At 63.5% G+C, this 24,174-nt stretch carries 24 protein-coding genes; 10 read left to right on the top strand and 14 right to left on the bottom strand.

Going from position 1 to position 24,174, the window contains the following annotated elements; all coding sequences use genetic code 11:
- Positions 1-5: 5 nt before the first annotated feature.
- Both LRQ04_RS18175 and polA read right to left on the bottom strand, forming a co-directional pair.
- On the bottom strand, positions 6-1,319 hold the full coding sequence (locus LRQ04_RS18175) for a GNAT family N-acetyltransferase (RefSeq protein ID WP_235521707.1): 1,314 nt from the start codon (positions 1,317-1,319) through the stop codon (positions 6-8).
- 83 nt (positions 1,320-1,402) lie between these two features.
- Positions 1,403-4,174 carry a DNA polymerase I gene (gene polA, locus LRQ04_RS18170; protein ID WP_374198978.1) on the bottom strand — a complete coding sequence of 924 codons (2,772 nt, stop codon included), beginning with the start codon at positions 4,172-4,174 and terminating at the stop codon, positions 1,403-1,405.
- 19 nt (positions 4,175-4,193) lie between these two features.
- Here polA and LRQ04_RS18165 point away from each other — a divergent pair, with 19 nt between their 5' ends.
- Positions 4,194-4,658, top strand: a complete 465-nt coding sequence (locus tag LRQ04_RS18165) for a hotdog fold thioesterase (RefSeq protein ID WP_211712601.1) — start codon at positions 4,194-4,196, stop codon at positions 4,656-4,658.
- Here LRQ04_RS18165 and LRQ04_RS18160 read toward each other — a convergent pair.
- The 5 genes from LRQ04_RS18160 to LRQ04_RS18140 form a co-directional block, all read right to left on the bottom strand.
- Positions 4,655-5,212: a dihydrofolate reductase family protein gene (locus LRQ04_RS18160; protein WP_235521706.1), complete on the bottom strand. Its 558-nt coding sequence runs from the start codon at positions 5,210-5,212 to the stop codon at positions 4,655-4,657. The genes LRQ04_RS18165 and LRQ04_RS18160 overlap by 4 nt on opposite strands.
- Positions 5,213-5,262: 50 nt before the next feature.
- Positions 5,263-6,321 (bottom strand): hypothetical protein, encoded by a 1,059-nt coding sequence (locus LRQ04_RS18155; protein WP_235521705.1) that lies wholly within the window; start codon positions 6,319-6,321, stop codon positions 5,263-5,265.
- 96 nt (positions 6,322-6,417) lie between these two features.
- Entirely contained in the window at positions 6,418-6,639 is a 222-nt protein-coding gene (locus tag LRQ04_RS18150; RefSeq protein WP_235521704.1) for a hypothetical protein, read from the bottom strand.
- Entirely contained in the window at positions 6,636-7,841 is a 1,206-nt protein-coding gene (locus LRQ04_RS18145; RefSeq protein ID WP_235521703.1) for an inorganic phosphate transporter, read from the bottom strand. Before LRQ04_RS18145 ends, LRQ04_RS18150 begins: the two co-directional genes overlap by 4 nt.
- Before the next feature lie 179 nt (positions 7,842-8,020).
- Entirely contained in the window at positions 8,021-8,539 is a 519-nt protein-coding gene (locus LRQ04_RS18140) for an HAD domain-containing protein (RefSeq protein ID WP_235521702.1), read from the bottom strand.
- Positions 8,540-8,656: 117 nt separating this feature from the next.
- Here LRQ04_RS18140 and kynA point away from each other — a divergent pair, with 117 nt between their 5' ends.
- Genes kynA through LRQ04_RS18125 form a run of 3 tightly spaced genes read left to right on the top strand, consistent with a single transcriptional unit; the run spans position 8,657 to position 11,660 of the window.
- Positions 8,657-9,526: a tryptophan 2,3-dioxygenase gene (gene kynA / locus LRQ04_RS18135; RefSeq protein WP_235521701.1), complete on the top strand. Its 870-nt coding sequence runs from the start codon at positions 8,657-8,659 to the stop codon at positions 9,524-9,526.
- A gap of 33 nt (positions 9,527-9,559) precedes the next feature.
- Positions 9,560-10,798, top strand: coding sequence for a kynureninase (kynU, locus tag LRQ04_RS18130; RefSeq protein ID WP_235521700.1), 1,239 nt, complete (start codon positions 9,560-9,562; stop codon positions 10,796-10,798).
- Between the two features lie 7 nt (positions 10,799-10,805).
- A complete protein-coding gene (locus LRQ04_RS18125) occupies positions 10,806-11,660 on the top strand; it encodes a PaaX family transcriptional regulator C-terminal domain-containing protein (RefSeq protein ID WP_235521699.1) in 855 nt (284 codons plus the stop codon).
- Here the strand turns inward: LRQ04_RS18125 and LRQ04_RS18120 are convergent.
- The 6 genes from LRQ04_RS18120 to LRQ04_RS18095 form a co-directional block, all read right to left on the bottom strand.
- The gene (locus LRQ04_RS18120) at positions 11,647-12,984 is read right to left on the bottom strand and encodes an MFS transporter (RefSeq protein WP_235521698.1); all 1,338 of its coding nucleotides are present in this window, start codon (positions 12,982-12,984) and stop codon (positions 11,647-11,649) included. The genes LRQ04_RS18125 and LRQ04_RS18120 overlap by 14 nt on opposite strands.
- A 33-nt stretch (positions 12,985-13,017) precedes the next feature.
- Positions 13,018-13,308, bottom strand: a complete 291-nt coding sequence (locus LRQ04_RS18115; RefSeq protein ID WP_235521697.1) for a Dabb family protein — start codon at positions 13,306-13,308, stop codon at positions 13,018-13,020.
- Complete coding sequence (locus LRQ04_RS18110) at positions 13,305-14,969, bottom strand: FAD-dependent oxidoreductase (protein ID WP_235521696.1); 1,665 nt, start codon at positions 14,967-14,969, stop codon at positions 13,305-13,307. Before LRQ04_RS18110 ends, LRQ04_RS18115 begins: the two co-directional genes overlap by 4 nt.
- Before the next feature lie 46 nt (positions 14,970-15,015).
- On the bottom strand, positions 15,016-15,792 hold the full coding sequence (locus LRQ04_RS18105; RefSeq protein ID WP_235521695.1) for an SDR family NAD(P)-dependent oxidoreductase: 777 nt from the start codon (positions 15,790-15,792) through the stop codon (positions 15,016-15,018).
- 227 nt (positions 15,793-16,019) lie between these two features.
- Entirely contained in the window at positions 16,020-16,814 is a 795-nt protein-coding gene (locus tag LRQ04_RS18100; protein WP_235521694.1) for an IclR family transcriptional regulator, read from the bottom strand.
- A 1-nt stretch (position 16,815) separates the two neighbouring features.
- The gene (locus tag LRQ04_RS18095) at positions 16,816-17,547 is read right to left on the bottom strand and encodes a GntR family transcriptional regulator (protein WP_374111500.1); all 732 of its coding nucleotides are present in this window, start codon (positions 17,545-17,547) and stop codon (positions 16,816-16,818) included.
- Between the two features lie 229 nt (positions 17,548-17,776).
- On the opposite strand from LRQ04_RS18095, the gene LRQ04_RS18090 reads away from it, so the two are divergent.
- From LRQ04_RS18090 to LRQ04_RS18070, 5 genes are all read left to right on the top strand, one after another.
- Positions 17,777-18,685 carry a BadF/BadG/BcrA/BcrD ATPase family protein gene (locus LRQ04_RS18090; RefSeq protein ID WP_235521692.1) on the top strand — a complete coding sequence of 303 codons (909 nt, stop codon included), beginning with the start codon at positions 17,777-17,779 and terminating at the stop codon, positions 18,683-18,685.
- A gap of 87 nt (positions 18,686-18,772) precedes the next feature.
- The gene (locus tag LRQ04_RS18085; protein WP_235521691.1) at positions 18,773-19,849 is read left to right on the top strand and encodes a DUF2092 domain-containing protein; all 1,077 of its coding nucleotides are present in this window, start codon (positions 18,773-18,775) and stop codon (positions 19,847-19,849) included.
- Complete coding sequence (locus LRQ04_RS18080; RefSeq protein ID WP_235521690.1) at positions 19,846-20,838, top strand: ABC transporter ATP-binding protein; 993 nt, start codon at positions 19,846-19,848, stop codon at positions 20,836-20,838. Before LRQ04_RS18085 ends, LRQ04_RS18080 begins: the two co-directional genes overlap by 4 nt.
- Complete coding sequence (locus tag LRQ04_RS18075; protein WP_255774365.1) at positions 20,828-21,691, top strand: ABC transporter permease; 864 nt, start codon at positions 20,828-20,830, stop codon at positions 21,689-21,691. The genes LRQ04_RS18080 and LRQ04_RS18075 overlap by 11 nt, the downstream gene beginning before the upstream one ends.
- Before the next feature lie 20 nt (positions 21,692-21,711).
- Positions 21,712-22,332, top strand: a complete 621-nt coding sequence (locus LRQ04_RS18070) for an L-threonylcarbamoyladenylate synthase (protein WP_235521689.1) — start codon at positions 21,712-21,714, stop codon at positions 22,330-22,332.
- Between the two features lie 51 nt (positions 22,333-22,383).
- Here LRQ04_RS18070 and ligD read toward each other — a convergent pair whose 3' ends face one another.
- Positions 22,384-23,409: a non-homologous end-joining DNA ligase gene (gene ligD / locus LRQ04_RS18065; RefSeq protein ID WP_235521688.1), complete on the bottom strand. Its 1,026-nt coding sequence runs from the start codon at positions 23,407-23,409 to the stop codon at positions 22,384-22,386.
- Positions 23,410-23,508: 99 nt separating this feature from the next.
- On the opposite strand from ligD, the gene LRQ04_RS18060 reads away from it, so the two are divergent.
- On the top strand, positions 23,509-24,174 hold the full coding sequence (locus tag LRQ04_RS18060; protein WP_235521687.1) for an alpha/beta family hydrolase: 666 nt from the start codon (positions 23,509-23,511) through the stop codon (positions 24,172-24,174).

Raw genomic sequence — 24,174 nt, 5'->3', positions numbered from 1 at the left:
AAGGCTTAGAAGTGGGTCATGCAGTGTGCGGACCGCTCAACTGCGAAGAGCTGCTGGGCTTGGAGCGCAGCGCGCGGACGCTTCTCCTTGATGCGTCCTGCGGCGGCCAACGTCACCGGCGACACGGCGCCCAAATAGATCGACGCGAGGTCCGCCGCGTCCAGCCTGAGGTCGGGCGTCTCGCCCGCAGCGTCCCGCACGACGGCGGTGCTGCCGCCGTCGGACTCCACGACCCATGCACCATCCGCCATTCCCAACGGATCTGCTACTTCCATGACCAGCCTCCCTGCTGACGCGTAGTGGCGGGCCTGCAGGGCTGCCGGAGTATCCAGGATCCGGAGCCACAGCATGTCCCGGATTTCCGAAGCATCAATGCACCTCGGATCTTCAAGGGCCCATGCCAGGGGGTCGTCCACGGGAGCCTCAGCCCACGTGATCTCGTCAATGAGGTCGATGCTGCCCAGGAAGCGCCAGAGATCAAGATACCCGGCATTTGTCGCCGCTACCAGGTCAACGATTTCCATGGTGTACGGCTTGTGCTCCCACCCTTTGAAGCGGTAAGAGACGTAGCCGTCCAACGCTCCGGAAAGGTCATAGTGCAGGGCACAGCGAACACTGGTGTCGGGCTTGCCGTCGGGGCCAATGGAGCCGGACGCGATCAGCCGGTAATACTCCTGCCGGTCCACGGAACCCGGCGATAGCCGGTGGACGCGCTCGAATACCTTTGGCGCCACGTCCAGGAGCACCGCAGGATCGGCGACCTCGACGGTACCCTCCGATTCGCCCTTCAGGCGGAAGCGTGGCCCGGTATCAACTTTGATGCTCCGTTCGAACGTAGCCACCCCGAAGCCAAAGCGGCCATAAATGGAGCCTTCGGACGCCGTGAGGGCAGCCATGGCCAAGCCATCGTCCTTGGCAGACTCCAGGTCTGCCGTGATCATTCCGCGAAGGATTCCGTTCCTGCGGTGGGTGCCACGGACCGTCACTGACGTAACCAAATTGGTTTCCAGGTGGCGTCCGAAGCCGATGTTCAGGGACTTGCGCATCGTGGCGTACGTCGCCACGGGTACGTCGGCCCCCAAGGAATGGTCCGGCACAGTGCCGTTGACGTATACGCCGGTCAGCTGTCGCTGGTCAGTCTCGTAAGCAGCGAGCGTCTTGGCCAGGAATTCGTCATCGCGCCGTTGCTGGTGGAAGCCATGTGAAACTGCCTGCACCCACGTGGCGCATCGGCCGTAATCGGCATCTTCCGGGTTTCCTACGGCAGGAAATCGCCGGGCGGAGTATTTTTCAAGGTTTGGTTCATTGGGATCAGCCACGCTCCCGAGCCTAATCAGACGCCGGAGGGCGCGCCACCATCTCGGCGGCGCGCCCTCCGCGATCCATTGAATGCCTGCCCGGGTTAGTGTCCGGCCTCGTACCAGCTTGAACCCACGCCGATCTGCACATCCAGCGGGACTGAAAGGTCAGCTGCCGAGCCCATCTGTTCGATGACCAGTTTCTCCACAGCCTCGCGCTCCCCCGGTGCCACTTCGAGAACCAGTTCGTCGTGGACCTGCAGCAGCAGGCGGGATTTCAGGCCCTGGGTGGCCAGCTCCGCGGAAACGCCCAACATGGCACGCTTGATAAGGTCCGCCGCCGAGCCCTGGATGGGTGAGTTCAATGCGATGCGTTCTGCTGCCTCGCGGGCCTGCCGGTTGGTGCTGGTCAGGTCCGGCAGGTAGCGCCGGCGGCCTTCGATGGTGGCCGTGTAGCCATCCGTGCGGGCCTGGTCCACGACGCCGCGCAGGTAATCGCGAACTCCACCGAAACGGTCGAAGTAGTCCTTCATGAGGGTGCGCGCCTCATCGACGGAGATCTCCAGCTGCTTTGAAAGGCCAAAGGACGTCAGGCCATATGCCAGGCCGTATGACATCGCCTTGACCTTGGAGCGCATGGCACTGGTGACCTCGGACGGCTCAACGTTGAAGATCCGTGAGCCCACAAAGCGGTGCAGGTCCTCGCCGTCGCGGTAAGCCTGGATCAGGGCTTCATCGCCGGACAGATGCGCCATGATGCGCATCTCGATCTGCGAGTAGTCCGCGGACAGCAAGCACTCGTAGCCCTCGCTGACGACGAAGATACCCCGAACACGCCGTCCTTCCTCGCTGCGGACGGGGATGTTCTGCAGGTTGGGGTTGTTGGAGGAGATGCGGCCGGTTGCTGCGATGTTCTGCGCATACGTGGTGTGGATGCGGCCATCGTCGGCAACGGACTTCTTGAGGGTCTCCACCATCTGGGCCAGCTTGGAGGACTCCCGGTGCGCCATGAGCTGGACCAGGAACTCGTGTCCGGTCTTCTCCAGCAGCCCCTTCAAAGACGCAGCATCCGTGGTGTAGCCGGACTTGATCTTCTTGGTCTTGGGGAGCCCAAGTTCGTCAAAGAGGACGGTCTGGAGCTGCTTCGGCGATCCGAGGTTTACCTCGTGGCCGATCGCAGCGAACGCCTGTTCCTGGGCATTGCCGATCACCTTGGTGAGGTCGGCAAGTTGCTCATCCATTCGGTCCGTGGAGACGTAGATACCCGTCAGCTCCATCTGCGCCAGGACGCGCGCGACGGGAAGTTCAAGCGTCGTCAGCAGGGCATCGGCCTTGATGTCGGCAAGTTCGGTTTCGAAGTGCTTGCTGAGTGCGTGCACGACGGCGGCATGCTGGACGAGCGCTGTTGCGGCAACTTCGTCGGTTTCCCCGGAAAGGTCCAGCTCCAGCTGGCCGGAGGGGGCTGCAGCCGCCGCGAGCGAAATTTTCAAGTGCACCTGGGCGAGCTCGGCGAGGTCGTAGCTGCGACGGTCGGGCTGGATCAGGTAACCGGAAATTGAGGTGTCATCCACCACGCCCTCAAGTCCAAGGCCCCGGTTGTGCAAGGCCTTGAGCGCCGATTTGAACTCGTGCAGCACTTTGGCTTCTTCGGGGTCCCGAAGCCAGCGAAGCAGCACGGACTCTGCCGCCGCATCCAGGTCCGCGAGTTCAATGTACGCAGCACCGTTGTTGCGGACTACTGCCAGGGCACTCGCGTCGTCACCGATGCGCCCGGGAACCAATTGCACCGCGAGGGCTGAGCGCATGCCGGCCCCTGCGCCGAAGAACGCCTCCAGCGACTCAGCGTCCGTGATCCTGGAAAACTCCGGAGCGTCGATGGTGTCCGGTGCGGCACCGGCCGTGTCGTCGCCGTAAAGGTCGAAGAGCCGGGTGCGGAGCGTCCGGAATTCGAGCTCTTCAAAGAGCTCCTCAATTGCCTGGCGGTCAGGGCGTGGTTCGTGCAGGTCCGCCAGGGTGAGGGGCAGATCAAGATCGGACAGCAACTGGTTCAGCCTGCGGTTGCGCTTGACGTTCTCCAGGTTCTCCTTGAGGGCACCGCCGACCTTGCCGCCGATGGAATCGAGGTTTTCCAGAATGCCTTCAAGGCCGCCGTAAAGGTTGATCCATTTGGCAGCGGTCTTGGGGCCAACGCCGGGAACACCGGGCAGGTTGTCCGCCGATTCCCCGACCAGTGCGGCGAGGTCCGAGTAGAGGCTCGGTTTGACGAAGTACTTCTCTTCGATGGCAGCAGCGTCCATCTTGGGGATGTTGCTGACGCCCTGCTTCGGGTAGAGCACAAAAACGTTGTCGTTGATGAGCTGGAAGGCGTCCCTGTCACCGGAGACAAGGAGGACCTCGAAGCCCGCCGCGTCGCCCTGTGCTGCCAGCGTAGCCAGGACATCGTCCGCTTCATATCCGGGCATGGCAATGGTCCGGATCCCCCATGCCTCCATGACCTTGGCAATGAGTCCGATCTGGCCCGCGAACTCCGCGGGGGTGGCGTTGCGTCCGCCCTTGTATTCGCTGTACTCGGCCTTGCGGAACGTGGTGTCGTCGGAAACGTCGAAAGCCACGGCAACGTGGGTGGGCTTCTGATCCTTGATCAGGTTGATCAGCATGGACGTGAAGCCGTGCACTGCGTTGGTGTATTGCCCCCGTGCAGTGGAGAAATTCTCGGCGGGAAGGGCATAGAACGCCCTGAACGCCATGGAGTGGCCATCGAGGACCAGCAACCTGGGCCGGCCCTCCCCCGTGCTGTTGGCGGAAGGTGCGGGTGCTGTAGCGACGGCAGCAGCCTGGGCCGTTGGAACCTGGTCCGGTTTGGTTGTTTCACTCACAGGTGCCAGCCTAGTTGGCATGAAGGACAATTTCACGCCGAACCCGTTTGTCGACGAGCTGAATGAGGCAGGTGTGCCTGAAGAGTTCCATGATTGGCTGTCGGCCCACGGAGTTGGTGCCCTGGTGGTGAAACTCGGCATCCGTTTCACCGAAATGGGAGCCGAACGCATCGTGGCGACGATGCCCGTTGAGGGCAATACCCAGGTGGCCGGGATCCTCCATGGCGGGGCCCACGTGGTCCTCGCCGAGACACTGGGATCCTTCGCCGCATCACTGCATGCCGGAAGGGGCAGGCATGCAGTCGGCATCGAAGTGGGCGCCACCCATCACCGCTCGGTTGCTGCCGGCCTGGTGACGGGAACCTGCACGGCCATCCATCTGGGAGGAACCCTTGCCACACACGAGATCGTCATCACCGACGACAAGGGCCGCCGCCTCTCAACGGCCCGGATCACCAATATGATCCGGGACAACCGGCACTAGCCAGTGGTGACGGACTGCGGCATCCGGTAATGCAGTTCCGCCGCGGCGCCCCCAAGGATGCGGGACGAGACCAACTCAAGGGGCGCCGTCGGGCCTTTCAACGGCAGGAGCCGCTTGCCGGCGCCCAGCACCACCGGAATGATGGTGACGATCATTTCGTGGAGGAGTCCCGCGTCGGCAAATTGGGCCACCAAATCTCCGCCACCGACCAACCAGACGTTCCTGTCGCCTGCGGCCTTGAGAAGGTCAGGGGCGAAGCTGCGAACGTCACCGCGGACGAAGGTAATATCCGATCCCGCCGGCGCAACGTAGTCGTGGTGGGTGAAGACCCAGCATGGCGTTTCGGGATACGGCCAGTTGTCCGGCTCGTGGTCGATCAGCCACCGGTAGGTGTCACCGCCCATGGCGATACAGCCCACTCCCGCCATGAAGGACCCGATGCTCTCGTTCACGCCGTCCACCTGGTCGAACTGCAGGAGCCAGGCGAGGTCGTCATCAGGTGAGGCGATGAAGCCGTCAATGGTTGCCGCTACGTAGTACTGGAAAAGTGACATGTCCCCAGACTAGCCAGCGTCACGCACAGGTGAGGACCTGGACCTGGCCTTTAAGGTGCGGCCGTGGTGGACGGTTCAGGCGACGTGGAGGGGGCCGAGAGGGCGTCCGGCGGCTGTGTTGCGGGACTGGTCCGGGTGGGCTCCGACGGACTTCGGGTACCCGTGGACTGGCCGGAGTCCTCGTAGAAGAACGTGACAGTTCCTGCGACCTCCACCGTGTCGGTGATCGAGATCCTGACCGAGTCCCGACCCTGTGCCGGGGGCATCCGGAGGTAGACCGTTCCATAGTCGTGCCGGTCACCAACAAAGTCGACATCCGCAGGTACGCCGTCGAACAGGACCTCGCTTACATGCACGTAGTACCCGTCCAGGCGGACAATGGTGCCGCCCGTGCTGGGACCCGTTGCGCGGGTTGTGCCGGGAAGCGGGTTGAGCTCCTCGTCCACCACGGTCAACCCGACGAGCTGCCTGGGGCAGGCCTCTCCTTGCCCGGGCTGAACGTTGAAGGCCGCCTGCGGATTAGTGCGGTGCTGGGCAAGCAATGATGCAGCGGTAATGGCAACCCTGAATTCCAGGCACTTGCTCTGTGGAATCTGCGGAGTTGCGCCCACGGCTTTGGATGCCCGTTGCCAGTCCTGCTGGCTTCCGCTTTGCACAGCCCGGCAGACAGCCGCTCCCGCCTGCCACACAGCGGCGTCCTCAGCGCCTTCAAGGCTTTGGGCCAAGGCGTCGCATTGGAATTGTTGAAGCAGGAGATATCGCTGTCCCGACACTGGGTCGTTGGGCCCAATGGGTCCGGCAGGCAACCACTGCACAACTTGCGCGTCCGCCTGCGGCCCGCCAGAGGTGGTTGGCGCGCCGGCCGGTTCCGGCGCACTGGAACTGGCTGGCGCTGCGGAGACTGCCGGATCGGTAGCTTCGCGGGGATGGGCGGTAGTTGGGGCGGCGATGGTTGGCTGCAGTTGCTGCGAGGTGCCCTGGGTGGCTGCGCTGGAGCCTTGGTCAGGCCGGAGTCCTTCCGTGGATGGGGGAAGGCAGGCAGAGAGTCCCAGCATCAGGATCGGCGCCAAGGCCACCCCAATGACTTGGTTCCGGGATTGGCATTTCATGACAGCCCCACATCTGCCGGATCACGATCACGCAGTCACGTGCACAACTACACTGCTGATTATTCTCCCGATGGGGTGTGACTGCCAGAGCGGCCGCTATTTACCGAAGTAAGGGACGATCAGGTAGATGCCGAACAGGACGGCTATTCCGCACACGCCGAAACACACGTAGGCAAGCGAGCGGATCAATGCGGGTGACTTCTGCTGGGCGTCACCGGCGATGGCAGTCAGGCGTACCCCCAGTGAATACAGGACAACCAGGGTAACCGCAGCCACGAGGGTGACACCTGCAACCTGCAGCAATTCCAACCATTTCATCGCTGCACGTCTCCGCTCGGGGTGGTCTTTCGGTTTTTCTTCTTTTTCCTGAACTGCACTGCGTGGCCGGCCTCGTCGACTTCCACGGCGTTATGGTGGCCGACATGGGACCTACGTGAAACCACGAACATGAACACCACAGCGGACGTTCCAACCACTGCTGCGATGACGACGCCAACGACGCCGGTCCCCACCAGGAGCGCCGTCAGGGCCCCGACGATCGCCGAGGCCGGGAGGGTGAACAGCCAACCCAAAGCAATCTTGCCCGCAGTTCCCCAACGGACCGAAGTGCCTTTACGACCCAGGCCGGAACCGATGACGGAACCCGACGCAACCTGCGTGGTGGAGAGCGCGAAACCCAGGTGAGATGACGCGAGGATGGCCGAGGCCGTGCTTGTTTCAGCGGAGAATCCCTGCGCGGGCTTCACCTCGGTCAGACCGGAGCCCATGGTCCGGATGATGCGCCAGCCGCCGGCATAGGTGCCGATCGCAATGGCCAGGGCGCAGGCGGTGATGACCCAGAACTGGGGGCCGCTGCCGGGGGCCTGGGTGCCTCCAGCGATCAGGACCAGGGTGATGATGCCCATGGTCTTTTGGGCGTCGTTCGTACCGTGGGCGAGGGCCACCAGGCTGGACGTGAAGATCTGGCCCGTGCGGAACCCACCGCGCTTCTGGGTGAGTTTGTCGCCGGTCTCGGGATCGTGCCGCGACGTGAGCGCGTAGGCGAGGCGGGTACAAATGTAGGCCACGAACCCCGCGATCAGGGGTGCGATGACTGCGGGCAGAATGACCTTCTGCAGGACAGTTTCAAAGTTGATGGAGTGGAAGCCAATGCCAACCACTGCGGCGCCGATCAGGCCGCCGAAAAGGGCGTGCGAGGAACTTGAAGGCAGACCCTTGAGCCAGGTGATCATGTTCCAAAGAACTGCGCCCATGAGTCCCGCGAAGATAATGTCCGGCGTGATGTGGATGCCGTCCGTACCTTCCCGGATCAGGCCTCCGGAAATGGTCTTGGCCACTTCGGTGGAGAGGAACGCGCCCACGAGGTTGAGCACAGCCGCCAGGGCAACAGCCGTTTTGGGCTTGATCGCCCCCGTAGCGATGGGTGTAGCCATCGCATTGGCTGTGTCGTGAAACCCGTTGGTGAAGTCAAAAAATAGGGCCAACGCTATTACCAGCGCGACCATGAAGGTGATATCCACCTGTTGCCCAATCTGCAGAGTCGACGTTCAGCAGTTCCACTTCCCCGTACCTGCCATCCACAGCATAGTTCAGCATCTGTTCAACTGACTCGACTTGCGGGATTCATTCTGGCGGGCTTGAAACCTTAAGAATCCTACGTGGCGGGGCCCTGAGCGGACAAACGTACCCGGGACAGGCATCAACCCAAATATGCCCGGACGGCCGCCAAATCCTTGCGCGTCAGCCCCTTCCGCGGATCCGGGGAGATGCAGAGCACACGGTCCTGCTGGTACTCGGCCCAGGAACGTGCCTCGGACTCGGCACTGAGTTGGTCATCCAGCCAGATCATCCGATCACTACCGGCCGACGCCAGATCCTTCTGGAGGGCCACCAGCTTCCACCATTCGGGGCCCTCGTCCCAGCCTTGGCTGGAGAGTACCGGCCAGTCCTCACCCCTCAATCCAATGGCAGGGCAGAGGAACTCAGGCGCCAACCGTTCCCAGGTGGTGAGCCAGACGAAGCGGGCAGCCGGGTGGCCGGAGAGGTCATTAAGCTCGGCCACGGCCTCGGGCGCGAAAGCAACTTCGAGGATGCCCGCATCGGCGAAGGTCCATTCGTTACCCCAGTCAGTGGTTCCGATGGGACTGAAGGGGTTCACCACGCCGTCGACATCCAGGTAGATCGACACCGGAGCTGTCCGCCCTTGGGTGGATTCCATGTCCACTCCCCCTTCCCCAACGGTTCAGCATCAGCCTACGGGATGGCGCAATCGTCGGTCTGGGGTTGGGGAGAATCAAACTCTTGACGTTCGTCATGTAAGTGATATTCTCAAGGCATGGAAAAGCCCCCCGTCCATTCCCCGCAGAGTGTCCGCCACATCGAAGAAGGTGTCCGGACCGATTTCCGCCATGCGATGTCTTACGGCGGATATCTGGACCTTGACCAATTGCTCAGTTCCCAGCACCCGCTCAGCGAGCCGGAACACCATGACGAACTGCTGTTCATCATCCAGCACCAGACCAGCGAGCTGTGGCTCAAGCTTGTCCTGCACGAACTCCTGGAAGCCCGGAGGTTGTTCGACGCCGACAACCTGGGAAAGGCGCTCAAGTGCATCGCCCGCGTGAAGGCCATCCAGCGCACCATGACGGAACAATGGTCCGTCCTGGGCACCCTGACGCCTCGCGAGTACTCCCAGTTCCGCGGCTTCCTGGGGAGTTCCTCGGGTTTCCAGTCCTACCAATACCGCGGCGTCGAATTCCTGCTGGGAAACAAGAACCGGGGAATGTTGCGCGTGTTCGAAAGTGAGCCCGAGGCCCACGCACTGCTCGGCAGGTTGCTGGAGGAGCCAACTCTCTACGATGCGTTCCTAGGCGTCCTTTCCCGTGCCGGCTACGACATTCCTGCCGACATCCTGGAGCGGGACACCAGCGAACCCTGGACCTTCCGCCAGGACCTCGTTCCCATCTTCCAGAAGATCTACGAGTCCGATGACACACAGTGGGGACTCTACGAAGCGTGCGAAGACCTGGTGGACATCGAGGACAACTTCCAGGCCTGGCGGTTCCGGCACCTCAGGACCGTCCAGCGCACCATCGGGTTCAAGGTAGGAACCGGCGGATCGTCCGGAGTGGACTTCCTCAAGCGCGCCCTGGACCTGACCTTCTTCCCCGAGCTCTACGCCGTCCGGACCGAGATCGGCAACTAAGCAACACTGCCCGCCTATACCGCAGGAGGAACCATGACCACCGCACAGCAAACCCACCGGCCAACGTCGACCGAACTGGATGCCGCTGATCCCCTCGCCGCCCAGCGTGAAGCCTTTTACGCGCCCGACGCCGATCAGCTCACCTCATATTTGGACGGCAACTCACTCGGACGCCCCCTGAAGGCCACCGCCGCACATCTGGCGTCCTTCGTCCACGACGCCTGGGGCAGCCGCCTCATCCGGGGCTGGGATGAACAATGGATGGACGAACCCACAAACGTTGGCGACCGCATCGGTGAAGTGACTCTTGGCGCGGCGCCGGGACAGACCACAGTTGGCGATTCGACGTCGGTAATGCTTTACAAGATGATCCGCGCCGCGGTGGATTCCCAACCCGGACGCGACGAGATCATCATTGACCGCGACAACTTCCCCACCGACCGGTTCATTATTGAGGGAATCGCCAAGGAACGCGGCGCAACCATCAAGTGGATCGCTGCCAACCCCGCCAGTGGTGTCCGCGCGGACGACCTGGACGGACTGCTTGGCGAGCGGACCGCCGTCGTGGTCCTCAGCCATGTGGCGTATCGCTCGGGGTTCCTTGCGGACGCGAAGGGAATCACCGCCAAGGTCCACGAGGCCGGTGCGCTGATGCTCTGGGACCTGTGCCACTCAGTCGGTTCCGTGCCACTGGAACTGGACGCATGGGGAGTCGACCTCGCGGTGGGCTGCACGTACAAGTACCTCAACGGTGGACCCGGCTCACCGGCCTTTGCCTATGTGAATGCCTCGCAGCAGGACCGCTTGCAACAGCCCATTTGGGGATGGATGGGCGCCGCGAACCCCTTCGGCATGACGGATTCCTACGAGCCTGCGCAGGGAATCCGGCGGTTCATCACGGGAACACCGCCGGTGCTGGCCATGCAGCCCCTCAAGGACATGGTGGAACTGATCGCTTCGGTAGGCATGGAGGCCGTCCGGGAGAAGTCGGTCAAGATCACCGAGTATGCCATCGCTTTGGCCGAGGAACACCTGGTGCCTCTCGGCGCCGAAATTGTGAGCCCCCGGGACCCTGCCGAGCGTGGCTCGCACATCACCGTGGACCACCCGCTCTTCGCTGATGTCACTGCGGCCCTCTGGGAAAAGGGGGTCATTCCCGATTTCCGCCCGCCGCACGGGCTGCGCATTGGCCTCTCGCCGTTGAGCACCAGCTACGCCGAGGTCGAGCTGGGAGTGACCGCCATCCGGGACGCCCTCGCCGAACTGCTGTGAGCCTGAAGTGAGCGCTGTACTGGACGATATGGACTCCCGCCCCGGGAGTACCACTTCATTGCTGCGGACCGTCATTGGATTGTACTTGAGGGATGCCGGGGGCTGGATGTCGGCGAAGGACATCGTTGCCCTGATGGAGGCCCTCGGCACGTCCGGCACAGTCACGCGGACCGCCTTGGGCCGGTTGCGCAAGAAGGATGTGGTCCTGCAGGAAAACCGTGACGGACTCCCCGGCTATACGCTCACCGACGGCGCCTCCACGATGCTGGCCCGTGGTGACCGCCGGATCTACAACCCCCGCAGCATGGGCGACGCCGATCCGTGGTGCCTGATCTCGTTTTCCATTCCGGAGACCGAACGCGAAAAGCGACACCAGCTGCGGCGCAGGCTCCATTGGATCGGCTGCGGGACAGTGGCCGCGGGTCTGTGGATCTGCCCTGACTCCCTGCGGGGGGAGGTCGAGGAAATCCTGGCCGACCTGGACCTGCGGGACATGGCAACCGTCTTCGTGACCGAAACCCCGTTGGTAGGTGGCAGCCTCCGGGATGCCGCGTCGAACTGGTGGGACCTGGAGGCGGTGGCCGGCCTTCACAAGGACTTCATCAGGGAGCATGGTGCCGCGGTTTCAGGCCGCGCCGTTGACGTCTCTGCGCAGGCCTTCGCCACGTACGTCCAGTGCATCGACCGATGGAGGATCATCCCGTACCTCGACCCCGGGTTGCCGGCGGCCTTCCTGCCAGCCGACTGGCCCGGGGCCGAGGGTGCTGAATTGTTCAAACGGATTGTTGCCGCCTATGCCGAACCCAGTGCCGAATTCGTTCGTCGCTGCCTGGCGGGCACGGCCGCAGCTACGGTTTCCTGACGGCGATTCCCCGCCAGTACGGCTCCCCCAGGTCTTCGATGGGAGTCTTGGCGGTTTCCCGTGAGAAATAGGCGGAGACGCCGGCGATGGCCATGCACAGCACCGCGAACCCGGCGACAGGAAGCCACCCGTCCTGGCCCTTGCCCAGCAGGAGTCCTGCGATGAGGGGAGCAAAGCCGGCCACCACCAATCCCAACTGGTTCCCCAAAGCCATGCCCGAATACCGGACCGGTGCGGCGAAGAGTTCGGCGAAGTAGGCGGGCCATATTCCGTTGAAGCAGGAATAGAGCAGCGTCATGTTGATGAACGCGGCGGCGAAGACCAGGAAGATGTTTCCGCTGGACAACGCCATGAAGTAGGCGAAGATCGTCGCTGAGCAGCCTATTGCCGCTGTGAGGAGCAACGGCCTGCGTCCCCAAGTGTCGGACAGTTTCGCCGTCAGGGGCATCACGAACATGGACAAGCCAATGGCCACCGCGTTGACGGTCAGGATGGATGCCTTGTCGAAGCCTGCGGCGCCGGTGGCGTAGGACAAACCGAAAACTGTGAAGATCGTCTGCATGACAGACATGATGGACATGCCAACCACCCTCGCCACATCGGCTGACTGGAAACGAAGGACTTCCCGCAGCGGCATCGGGGCCACGGCCTGCCGGTCCTTGGCGTCCTCAAACACCGGAGTCTCATCCAGGTGCGTCCGCACCCAGTAGGCGATGCCCAACACCACAATGGACAACCAGAACGGGATGCGCCAACCCCAGCTCATCAACGCCTCGGTGGGCAGTGCGGACACCGGGATAAAGACGAGTGTCGCGAGCACCATGCCGGAGGCATAACCGGTCATGACGAAGCTGGTAAAGAAGCCGCGGCGGCCCTCGGGTGAGTGTTCCAGGGTCAGTGTGGACGCACCTGCCGATTCCGCCCCTGCAGAGAAACCCTGCGCCAGGCGGCCAATGACCAGGAGGACCGGTGCCCAGAAACCAATCTGGCTGTAGCTTGGCAGGAACCCGATGCCGAGGGACGACAGTCCCATAACGCCCAGGGTGATGAGCAGGATTTTCTTGCGGCCCAGCTTGTCGCCGAAGTGGCCCATGACCAGCCCACCCACCGGCCGGGCCACATAGGCCACGCCGAAGGTGGCGAAGGCCCCGATCAGGCCCACCGCAGGATCATCGGAGGGAAAGAAAAGCGGACCGAAGACCAGCGCGGCGGCTGAGCCATAAATGAAGAAGTCGTAGTACTCCAGGGTGCTTCCGAGGAACGAGGCCAAAGCCGCTTTTCCGGGGGTCTTGCGCAGCGTCGTTTGCTGGGCAGTTGTAGACATGGCTGTTCTCCTTCGAACGGCGTCCAAATGGTGCTAGAGGTGGAAATCGACGGCGATGATGTGCTCGCTGTTGGGAAACGAGTACTTCTTGAGTGGCTCGTGGAGGGGATGGGTGTTGTAGGCATCGATGTCCTCGGCAGAGGCGAAGTCGGCAACGATCGCGTAGTCGAAGGACCGTTCGTGCTGGAAGACGTCAGCGCCGTGGGTCAGTTTCAGAAGGCCCGGAATCTTGCCGTCCATCGCATCCAGGCCTGCCACCCATGCGGCTTTGTCCGCTGCGGGAAAGTCAGGCTTGAACTTGAACAACACTGCGTGGCGGATCATGCTCCCACTCCTGTCGTCACACTGTCACCCGCATACTCGGCCGGTTGGCCGGCAATGGTCCGGCCCGCAAGGTATCCCATGGTCATGATGGGGCCAAGGGTGGCTCCCGCCCCCGGGTAGCCTGCGGCGTAGGCATTCTCCGTGGTGTTACCGGCGGCAAAAAGGCCTGGGATGGCGTTGCCGTCCACGTCCAGGACGCGGGCCCGGCCGTCCGTCGCTACGCCTCCGTTGCTTCCGAACGCACCGTTGACCACCTCCATTGCGTAGAACGGTCCGGTCAACAGCGGGCCTAGTGACGGATTGGGCCAAGGGCAGTCGTCATCGCCCCAGTACTTGTCGTAGGCGCTTTCACCCCGGCCGAAGTCCGGGTCCTCACCTTTGACGGCATATTCGTTGAAGCGGCTGACCGTTGCGTTGAGTTCGTCGGCAGGGACACCCATCTTTTCGGCCAGCTCTTCCAGCGTGGGTGCTTCGATCAGGTAGTCCGGCGTCGGTTGGCCGGCCCGGTGAGCCAGGACGCCGTAGCGCTCCAAGTAGCCGTGGTCGAAGGCCACATGTGCCGGAGTGTTCAGGGTCTGGTTGTTCGGCGAATCCCAGGACTGCAGGCAGCGTGCGAGGTCGTTGTAATTCTGGGACTCGTTGGCGAATCGGCGTCCCTGCCGGTTGACCATGAGCGAGCCAGGTCCTTGCCGTTCGAACCTCAGCAAGGTGCCAATGGGCGCTCCATCGCGGGTGTCTCCCGTGATGGACATCGGCGCCCACCAGGCTTCACGGGTTCCGCGGGTCTGTGCCCCGATCCGCTGTGCCATCTTTAGTCCGTCGCCAGTGTTGGAGGGTGGTGAGCACATGATGTACAGGCGGGAGGCCAGCAACGAATCGGCCAGCGCCTTGTCCCACTCGAAGCCACCGGTAGCGAGGACGACGCCGTCGTTGGCGTGGAAAGTTTCACCCGACTCGAGTTCGACGCCCACTACCCTGCCGCCGTCGAGCAGGAGTCGTTGACCGCGGGCGCCAACCACCAGTGCCGCGCCATCCCGGACCAGGCTCGCAAGCAGCATGGCTACCAGGGCATGGCCTTTGGCCACAAGTCCTTGTTCCTGCCGCTGGTTCAGTTCATTCCACGGGAATTTGGTGAAGGCACCCCAGTTCTCATACTCCTGCATAGTGAACGGCGCCCTGCCGTCGGACCGGACATGGTGGGCAAGTTCGCCAAGTGCCTCGCGGATGTTGAACAGTTCGGGTTCAACGGTCCGCCCGCCTTCAACGGAACCGGGAAGGTCCTGGCGGTAGTCCGGGAAATTATCCAGGAAGATGAAACGGACCCCGCATTCGTCCTCGGTAAAACGGAGCATGGTGTCCCCGTAATCGAGGGCAGCATCAAGGAGCTCTTCGCGGCTACGTCCGCGGGCCACAGCGCGGATGTATTGCGCCGCGGCTTCCTTGGAGTCGCTCAGACCGGCTTCGCGGGCGTGGTGGTTGTCGGCCACCCACAGCATGCCTCCCGATACCGCGGAGGTACCGCCCAGCAGCTCGGTTTTTTCGAGGACGACGACGGATTTGCCCGCCTTTGCGGCGGTGGCCGCTGCCGTCAGGGCGCCTGCGCCCGAGCCGACCACGACGACGTCATAGGTATCGGTTTGTGTGCCGTTCAGGAATTTCACGGTGGAGCCTTTCGGGAATGAAATGGGGTTGCAGTTGCCAGGCGGGTCAGACCGCGGTGTAGCCGCCGTCGATCACCAGTTCGGATCCCGTGGTGAACCGGGACTCATCGGAAGCGAGGTACAGCACGCCGTAGGCAATTTCGTCCGGTTCGCCCTGCCTGGGCAGTGGGTTGCTGCCTACCAACTGCCGGTAATAGGCCTCTGCCCCGATCTCGGACTGTTCCGCCGACCGGCGGCTCATCCTGGTGTTCATGGAACCCGGGTGGATGGAGTTCACCCGGACACCGTGGGAGCCGTAGGCGGCGGCGTCGGACTTGCTGAGGAGCCGGACAGCGCCCTTGGTTGCGTGGTAGAGCGGCACGTTGCGTCCGCCGGTCAGTCCGTGGATGGAGGAAAAGTTGATGATGCTTCCGGACTGCCTGGCGATCATGCCTGGAACCACGTACTTGGTCATGAGCCAAACCCCTTTGACGTTGACGTCAAAGATGGCGTTGAAATCTTCCATGGACGCGGTGTGGCTTGCTCCGGCGACGCCGATGATGCCGGCTGCGTTGACCAGGATGTCCGGAGCGCCGAGCTCCTCGCTGAGTTTTCCGATCGTCCTTGCGACGCTGGACTCATCGGTGACATCAACGTCGTATTCGGTGATACCGGGATGGTTGCCCCCGGCCGGCGTCCCTGCCCGGTCCAACGAGGCTACGGACGCCCCATGTTCAGCCAACAACCGGGCGGTTGCGCTTCCCAGGTCTCCCCTGCCGCCGGTAACCACAGCCACTTTCCCGGCCACGCGTTGGGACGGCATTCCGTGTACTGCTGACTCCATGACCAAAACTCCTCCTGCCGCGGCATAGCGGCGTTCAAACATCACTACGGCGCAGGGCAGCACGGAAGAGGGCCCGGGGGCCGTTGATGTACTTGGGCTGAATGCCTTGAGGGTCAATGTCCTCGTGTATGGCGCCGGCCGGGGTTCCGGTCCGCAGTGCCCTGCTGTGCGCTCCACTCTGCCAGCGCGCTTGTGAGTGGGGCCACAGCGTTACCGATGAACGGGAATCAGATGTTGCCGTTGCTTTGGCGGAGCGCGCCTTTGAGCTCTCCGCGCCAACCCAGGGCCCTCGAAATACCGCGCGCGGCAGTCATCAATACCGGCACGCGCACGGCCGCGTTTTCTTCATTCCTGGGCACCACAACGCTTAAGGCAGCCACCACGGTGTTCGTTCGCCCGAAGACGGGAACCGCGATTCCGCTTGATTCCGGCACGATGATTCCGGGCATGGACGCGAATCCCCGTTGGCGGATGGCTGCGAGGTGACGGCGCAGATCGGCTGGATTGGTCAGCGTGGCATCGGTGAACTTCTCCAGCGTCCGGGACAGAAAGATGTCCTGGTAGGCAGCCGGCGAGTAGGCCAGCAGGACCAACCCGGACGATGTACCGTGCACGGGAAGCCGGCCGGCCACCTTGGTGATGTCCACCATGGAATCCCTGGAGCCGATGCGTTCGATGTAGAGGACCTCGTCGGAGTCCAGGATCCCAAGCGTCGTTGAATGCTGGACCACCGATTGAACGTCTTCCATGAACGGCAACGCGGCTTCCCGCAGGCCCACCATCCGCGAACTCCTGGAGACGAGCTCCCACAGCCGTATGCCCACGCGGACCTCAGCATTGGCTTCGCGTTCAAGCAGTCCCTCGGCCAGCATCTCGTCCACCAAGCGATACGTGGTGGTCACTGGAAGCCCGGATCGGCGCGCCAGCATGGCTACATTCATGGTGCGGTGGGAGTCATCAAATGCTCCCACCAGCCGAACGACGCGGCTGATGACGGACTCGCCTGAGGCCGAGTTGGCCATGCTAATCGCCTGATTTCACGCGTGAGACGAACCTGAACCTGTCCCCACGGAACGTGCTGCGGGTCCACTCCACCGGAACACCTGTGGCGGATCTGGCCAGCCTGTGTACCACCAGCAATGGTGCACCCATTTCGATTCCGAGAAGCTGAACGTCGCCGGGACCTGCCAGGGCAGTTTCCACAGTATCTTCCACGTCAGCGACCCGGATCCCGTAGACGTCCTCGAGGACCGCGTACAGCGACCCGGATTTGGACAGGTTCGACTTGAAACGCGGCAGCTTGCCCGGCAGCCAGGCGACTTCGTGGGCCAACGGCTCGCCCTCGATCAAGCGGATCCGCTCCAACCGGGTGACCTGCGCGCCCTCTTCCAATCCCAAGTGCGTCGAGACGACGGTGTCCGCCCGGACGACGTCGAGGCCGATCAGGGTGGAGTCGGGACGGAGGCCTTGCGTGCGGGCGTCATCGGAAAAGGACGTCAATTGCCGGACGTGCGTCACCTTGGGTGGTGCTACGAAGGTTCCGTGCCCTTGGATCCTGCCCAACCTGCCTTCCGCGACGAGCTCGCTGATCGCCTGCCGGACCGTGGTGCGGGAGGTTGCATACTTTTCCGCCAGTGCCCGCTCGGTGGGGATAAGCGTCCCGGGCTGCAGACCCGCGATCAGCGCCAAGACCTCCGTTTTGAGGAGGTAATACTTCGGCGCAGCAGGTGCAGCTTCTGGTTGCATGTTGGACATCCTACTTGTAGACAGCTGGATTGGTCTATGCCAATCTAGGGACTGTTGGTTTCAACCAACTGCGGCGAGCCAGGGGCACTCCCCCACCTTCGCACAGACAGTCCGCACCTGAACCGAAGGGACGCCAGTTGAAGGACACCGTGAACTTGAGGAGCGCCGCTGCGAAGCGGGCCGGGACCCTGATCCGCGCCATCGCACCCGGCAGAACCAAAGCATCGGCGATGCTCCCGTGACGCCGCGAGTCCTCGGCCTCCACATCGGCGGCTCAAAGACACACGCCGTCCGTTCGGACCAAGCGCAGGGAGTCAGCGGATCACCGGGGAGCTCCGGTGATGAAATCACGGAAACCAGCGCCAACTTGTCATCGGTCGGGCATCAGGGCGCTGACGCGGTCCTGCGCCGGATTGCCGCAAGCGTGGGAGGTGGAGTCAAAGCCGTCTGTGCGGGTGCAGCGGGCGCCGACACGCCAGCGAGCCGTGCTGTCCTCTCCGCCCTCCTCATGGAACATTTCCCCGGCGCCAAAGTCGAGGTGGTCCACGACACCCGCATTGTCCTCGCGGCCGCCGGCCTCGACGCCGGCGCCGTGCTGGTCGCTGGCACCGGCTCGGTAGCCTGGGGTCGAAACGCCGAGGGACGCGAAGCGCGAAGCGGCGGGTATGGCTATTTGCTGGGCGATGAGGGCAGCGGCTACTCAGTGGTGCGCGACGCCGTCCGGGAAGCCCTGCGCGAGTACTACGCCGGACTGGAGCCTGGGATCCTGGTTCGGGCGCTGATGGAAGCAACCTCCAGCGCCGATGCCCTGCAGCTCATGGACTTCTTCTACGCGAAGCCGGAACCTGACCACTGGGCCAGCCTGGCCCCGCTCGTCCTGGAGTTTGCAGCTGAGGGAGACCCCGCTGCCGTTCGGATCCAGGCCGAGGCCGCGCATTCCCTGGCAACACTTGCCCGCCAGGTACTGGGGGAACTGGGCCTAGACCTGCCGCTCGTCATGGCCGGGGGCCTGCTGGTCAACCAGAGCCAGCTGGCTGGTGCCGTAGCCAGGAAAGTTTCCCTCGAGGACCCGTCATCCGTCCGGATCCTGACACAGGCCCCGGTGCACGGTGCGGTGGAACTGGCGCGCCAGCTGATCCAGGACTAACTCGCGCTTCTGCGAGACTGCCCCCAATTCCGGACAGGAACGGGAGTAGTCTTAATCCATGCCCTTCACGTGCGGTGGTCGGTAGCAATGACGCGGGCCAAGCGGCGGTGGCTGCCAGCTCTCCTGATCCCCCTTGCCCTTGTCCTTGCGGTGCTCACCGGTTCGGTCCAGGCCGGTGCCACAGTGTCGTTGCCGCCCAAGACGGCGGATGAGGTTCTTGCCATGATTGCGCGCACGCAAGTGCGTGCCTTCTCCGGAACGCTCCAACAAACTGCGGAGCTGGGACTCCCGGATATACCCTCGTCGACCCCGGGCGTCACTCCGGGTGCTGGTACCGCACTTGAGTTCCTGGCGGGCAGCCACACCGCGCGTGTCTTCGTTGGCGATCCCACCAAGGCGCGACTGCAAATCATGGACGCCATGGCTGAGCGCGACCTCATCGTCAACGGCAAGGATGCGTGGTTCTACAACTCGGCAGACAACAGCGCCACCCACCTCCAGGCCCCAAAACCCGGCGCCCCCACGGAGACTCTTCCCAGCAAGCCGGCGATGCCCACGCCCGAGGCGCTGGCCAACCGGTTCCTGGCTGCTGTTGACGCCGGAACCGAGGTAACGGTGGGAGAGGCTTCATCGGTTGCCGGTCGTAGTGCGTACAGGCTTAGCCTGGCCCCGAAGGACCCCGGCACCCTGGTGGCCTCGGTGTCCATCGACGTCGACTCCGAAACCGGCTTCCCGCTGGGCGTCCACGTCCAGGCGAAGAACCAAGCCGACCCTGCCTACTCCCTGGCCTTCACCGATCTGAGCCTTACCGCTCCCGATCCCGGCTTGTTCCAGTTCACACCGCCAGCGGGTTCCACTGTCACCACGAAGGTACTCCCGGCGCGGCTCACTCCGGTGCCTGATGCCGATTCCAGCCCCAAAGCGCCATCGCCTCACGGCACACGGGTTTCCGGCGAAGGGTGGGGATCGATCGTCATGCTGCCTGCCGCCGCCGTGCCTGCCGGGCTTACTTCGAATCCCCAAATCTCCCAGGTGTTGCAAAGCGTTTCCGGCGGCCGGGCATTGACCTCTTCGCTGGTGAGCGTCCTGATTCTCGACGACGGCCGCGTCCTCGCAGGGCTGGTCCCGTTGGAGCGGCTCCAGTCAGCGGCTGCCGCCCAGTGAAGGAGCCCTCACCAACGCAGCGCGGGGCCGCCGCTGAGGAGCTGGCTGTTGAGACCCACGGGCTGGTGAAACGCTTCGGGCAACGCGCCGCCGTTGACGGCATCGACCTCGCTGTACCGCGCGGGGCGGTATTCGGCTTCCTTGGACCCAACGGTTCGGGAAAGACCACCACCATCCGGGTACTGCTGGGGCTGGCTTCCGCCACGAGCGGCGATGTCCGGGTCCTGGACCAGTCCATGCCGGCCGCGCTGGCATCGGTCCTCCCCGATGTCGGTGCCTTGGTGGAAGGGCCCGGTTTCTACCCCTTCCTCACGGGACCCGGAAACCTCATGCGCCTCGATTCAGCTGACCGCCACGCCTTGCCGGCGACACGTCGACAACGCGTCGCCGACGCCCTGGACCGTGTTGGACTTACTCACGCTGCCGGTAAGAAGGTCCGGGCCTATTCGTTGGGCATGAAGCAGCGCCTTGGCTTGGCGAACGCGCTGCTCAGGCCGCGGGAGCTGCTGGTCCTGGACGAACCCACCAACGGACTGGACCCCCAGGGCACCCGCGAGGTCCGTAGCTTGGTGCGGTCCCTCGCCGCGGGAGGGACCACAGTGTTCGTTTCCAGCCATTTGCTGGCCGAGGTGGAACAAATGTGCACCCACGTCGGCGTCATGAGTGCCGGGCGCCTGGTCGCCCAAGGACCGCTGGCGGAGTTGCGGTCCGCGGGCCAGAGGCAGGTTGTGGTTGAAACGCCCGACGCCGAACGCGCCAACGGCGTCCTGGCGCGCCTGGGGTTGGTCCCGGCGGCCACACCGGATGGTGAACGCCCCATCGAGGCGAGGGCTGTCATGAACGGTGGACTGGCCGGGCCTGCCCCCGAGGTGATCGTGGCAGCCTTGGTTGCCGATGGCGTTCGGGTACGGGGGTTCGCTGTTGAAGACGCAAGCCTGGAAGACCGGTTCGTGTCCCTGACCGGAGAGGGGTTCGACGTTGTCGGCTGACACCTCTAAGCCCTTGGCCCCGGGGGTGCGGCCCGCGGTTGGGTGGTCCCTGCTTGGCTCTGAATTGTCGGTGCTGTTCCGTCGCCTCCGTACATGGGCGATGCTGCTCGCCCTTGCGGCCGTACCCATCCTCATAGCTGTGGCCGTCAAACTGTCGTCCCGACCCGTCGCCCCAGGCCGGGGGCCGCTCTTTTTGGACCGCATCACCCAGAACGGGCTGTTTGTGGCCGTGACCGCCCTGGTGGTGTGCGTACCGTTATTCCTGCCCCTGACCATCGGCGTGGTGGCTGGGGATACCATCGCCGGCGAAGCCAACATGGGGACCTTGCGCTACCTGTTGCTTGCACCCGCAGGCCGCGTCCGGCTCCTGCTGGTCAAGTATGCCGGGGCCGTTGCGTTCTGTTTCGCCGCGACGGTGACCGTGGCAGCGTCAGGTGCCTTGGTCGGCGTCGTGCTTTTTCCTGTGGGACCCGTGACGCTCCTTTCAGGCGACACCATCGGCGTGGGCGAATCGATGCTGCGGTCCTTGGTGATCGCCGGCTATATCACGGTGTCGCTGTTGGGTTTGTCGGCCATAGGACTGCTGATTTCCACTTTCACTGATGTTCCGGTGGGCGCCATGGCCGCCACGATTGTCCTCTCTGTTGTCTCCCAGGTGCTGGACAACCTCCCGCAACTGGACTGGCTGCACCCGTGGCTGTTCAGCCACCATTGGCTGGGGTTCGCGGATCTGCTGCGGCAGCCGATCGACTGGACGTCGTTCGGCGCCAATGCGTTGCTGCAGGCCGGATACATCGCCGTATGCGGCACGTTGGCCTACGCAAAATTCTCGAACAAGGACATCCTGTCCTAGCTTTGTCGTAGGCTCTTCCCATGGCCAGATTCTTTGATGTGCACCCGGAAGATCCCCAACCACGCGCTATCGGCCAGGTGGTCAAAATGCTGCAGGACGGCGGCCTGATCGCCTACCCCACCGACTCCTGCTACGCGTTGGGGGCACAAATCGGAAACCGGGAAGCGCTTGACCGCATCAGGGCGATCCGGCATTTGGACGACAAGCACCACTTCACGCTGGTGTGTAAGGACTTCGCCCAGATGGGCCAGTTCGTGATGCTCGACAACGACGTTTTCAGGAGCATCAAGGCGGTCACTCCGGGCAGCTACACGTTCATCCTCCCGGCCACCCGCGAAGTACCCAAGCGGCTCCTGCACCCCAAGAAGAAGACGGTGGGTGTGCGCATCCCGGACCACCGCGTTGTCCAGGCCCTGTTGGCTGAGCTGGGCGAACCGCTGTTGTCCAGCACGCTCCTGCTGCCCGACCAGGAAGAACCCCTGACGCAGGGCTGGGAAATCAAGGAACGGCTGGACAATCAGGTGGACGGTGTCATCGACGCCGGCGACACCGGGGCAGAGCCGACTACCGTGGTGGACTTTTCCAGCGGCGTTGCCGAAGTCGTGCGTCGCGGAACCGGAGATCCGTCCCGGTTCGAATAACCCCCGGATCGATGCCCCGGAACCCAGGGCGCAGGCGAAGGTTCCGGAGGTTTACTCCTCCGGCTTGCGCGCCCGGCTTGGTTGCACCCGCATGGGCTCTCCCGGCATCTTGGGAAATTCCGGCGGGAAGGGCATCTCGCCCTGGCCGTTGCTGACATCGCGTTCCCACCAGGAAAGCAGAACGTCGATCTCCCCCGGTTGCGAGTGCATGGTCGCCCACGGGTCACCGGCTTTCCTGAGGCGCTCGGGAACTGTGGCGATGGTGTATTTCGCCGGATCGGCGTGATCCAGTTCGTCCCACGTCAGCGGACAGGATACCTGCGCTGTGGGTACGGCACGCGGGCTGTAGGCACCGGCGATGGTCCTGTCCCGGTTGGCCTGGTTGAAGTCTACGAAGATCCGCTTTCCGCGCTCCTCTTTCCACCACGCCATGGTGACCTTGTCCGGCATGCGGCGTTCCAATTCACGGCCGGCGGCGATCACGGCGTGACGCACGTCCAGGAACTCATGCTTGGGGTGGATGGGGGCATAGACGTGAAGCCCGCGGTTCCCGGAGGTCTTAATGAACGCCGTGAGGCCCGCCTCCTCCAGGACTGATCGAAGTTCAAGTGCGGCCGGCTTGGCGTCATCAAAGTCCGTCCCTGGTTGGGGATCGAGGTCGATCCGGAGTTGGTCCGGGTTATCCGGATCGTCGGCCCGGGAAGCCCACGGATGGAACACCACGGTGTTCATTTGTGCGGCCCACACCGCGGCCGCCGGCTCATCGATGACCAATTGCGGATGGGACCGTGCGCTCGGGTACGTGACGGGCACCGAACGCACATAGTCCGGCGCTCCCTTGGGCGGATTCTTCGAGAAAAACATCTCGCCCTCGATGTTGCCCGAATACCGTTGCAGGCTGACGGGACGGTTCCCGTTGGCTGCGACAAAGGCCTCGCCCACGTCAATGAGGTAATGGGCCAGGTCCAGCTTGGTCAGTCCTGCCTCCGGCCACATGACTCGGCTGGGACTGGAGATTCGAACCTCCCGGGGACCGTCGGGGCCGGGCACGGTGACAATGGTTGCTTCGCTCGCCATGGCCACAAGCTACCGTGTTTGAACCGCCCGCGTCAGCATTCGGGCCCGTTCCGGTGCGCATGTCCATCGCGGACCGCCTCACTGCAGGATGATGGATGCATGCCAACGCCTGAAACATCCTTGCGGATCGCCGTCAACGAACTCGAAATTTCGGCCCTTTCCATCCGGCCTGACAACCCCTCGGCCACCCTGGTGATGGCCCATGGCGCCGGCGCGGGAATGGAACATCCGTTCCTGCAGGGTTTCGCTGAAGCGATGGCGGACGAAGGGGTCGCAACCCTGCGCTTCAACTTCCCGTACCGCGAAGCCGGCCGGCGTTTTCCTGATCGGCCGCCTCTGGCTATCGCTACGTGGCGGGCCGTGATGGACAGGGCCACTGAGCTGGGGAATGCGGAACCCCTCTGGGCTTCCGGCAAATCCTTCGGCGGACGCATGGCATCAATGGCAGTGGCTGAGGGAATGCCCGCACGGGGGTTGGTGTACTTGGGCTACCCGTTGCATGCACCGGGTAAGCCGGAGAAGCTTCGCGACGAGCACCTTTACGGAGTCACTGTGCCCATGCTCTTTCTTCAAGGTACCCGCGATACCTTTGCCACGCCGGAACTGCTGGAGGGCGTAGTGGCAAGGATTGGCCCGACGGCGACACTCCAGTGGTGTGAGGGCGGCGACCATTCTTTTGCGGTTAAGGGTGTGAAGCGGGGCGCAGCCGAAGTGGGCGCGTCGCTGGCGCCGGCTGTGGCCGCGTTCCTGCGGGCCAACCCGTAG

The sequence above is a fragment of the Paenarthrobacter sp. AR 02 genome, assembly GCF_021538675.1.
Classification (GTDB): Bacteria; Actinomycetota; Actinomycetes; order Actinomycetales; family Micrococcaceae; genus Arthrobacter.
This window is presented reverse-complemented; position numbering and strand designations above follow the sequence as displayed.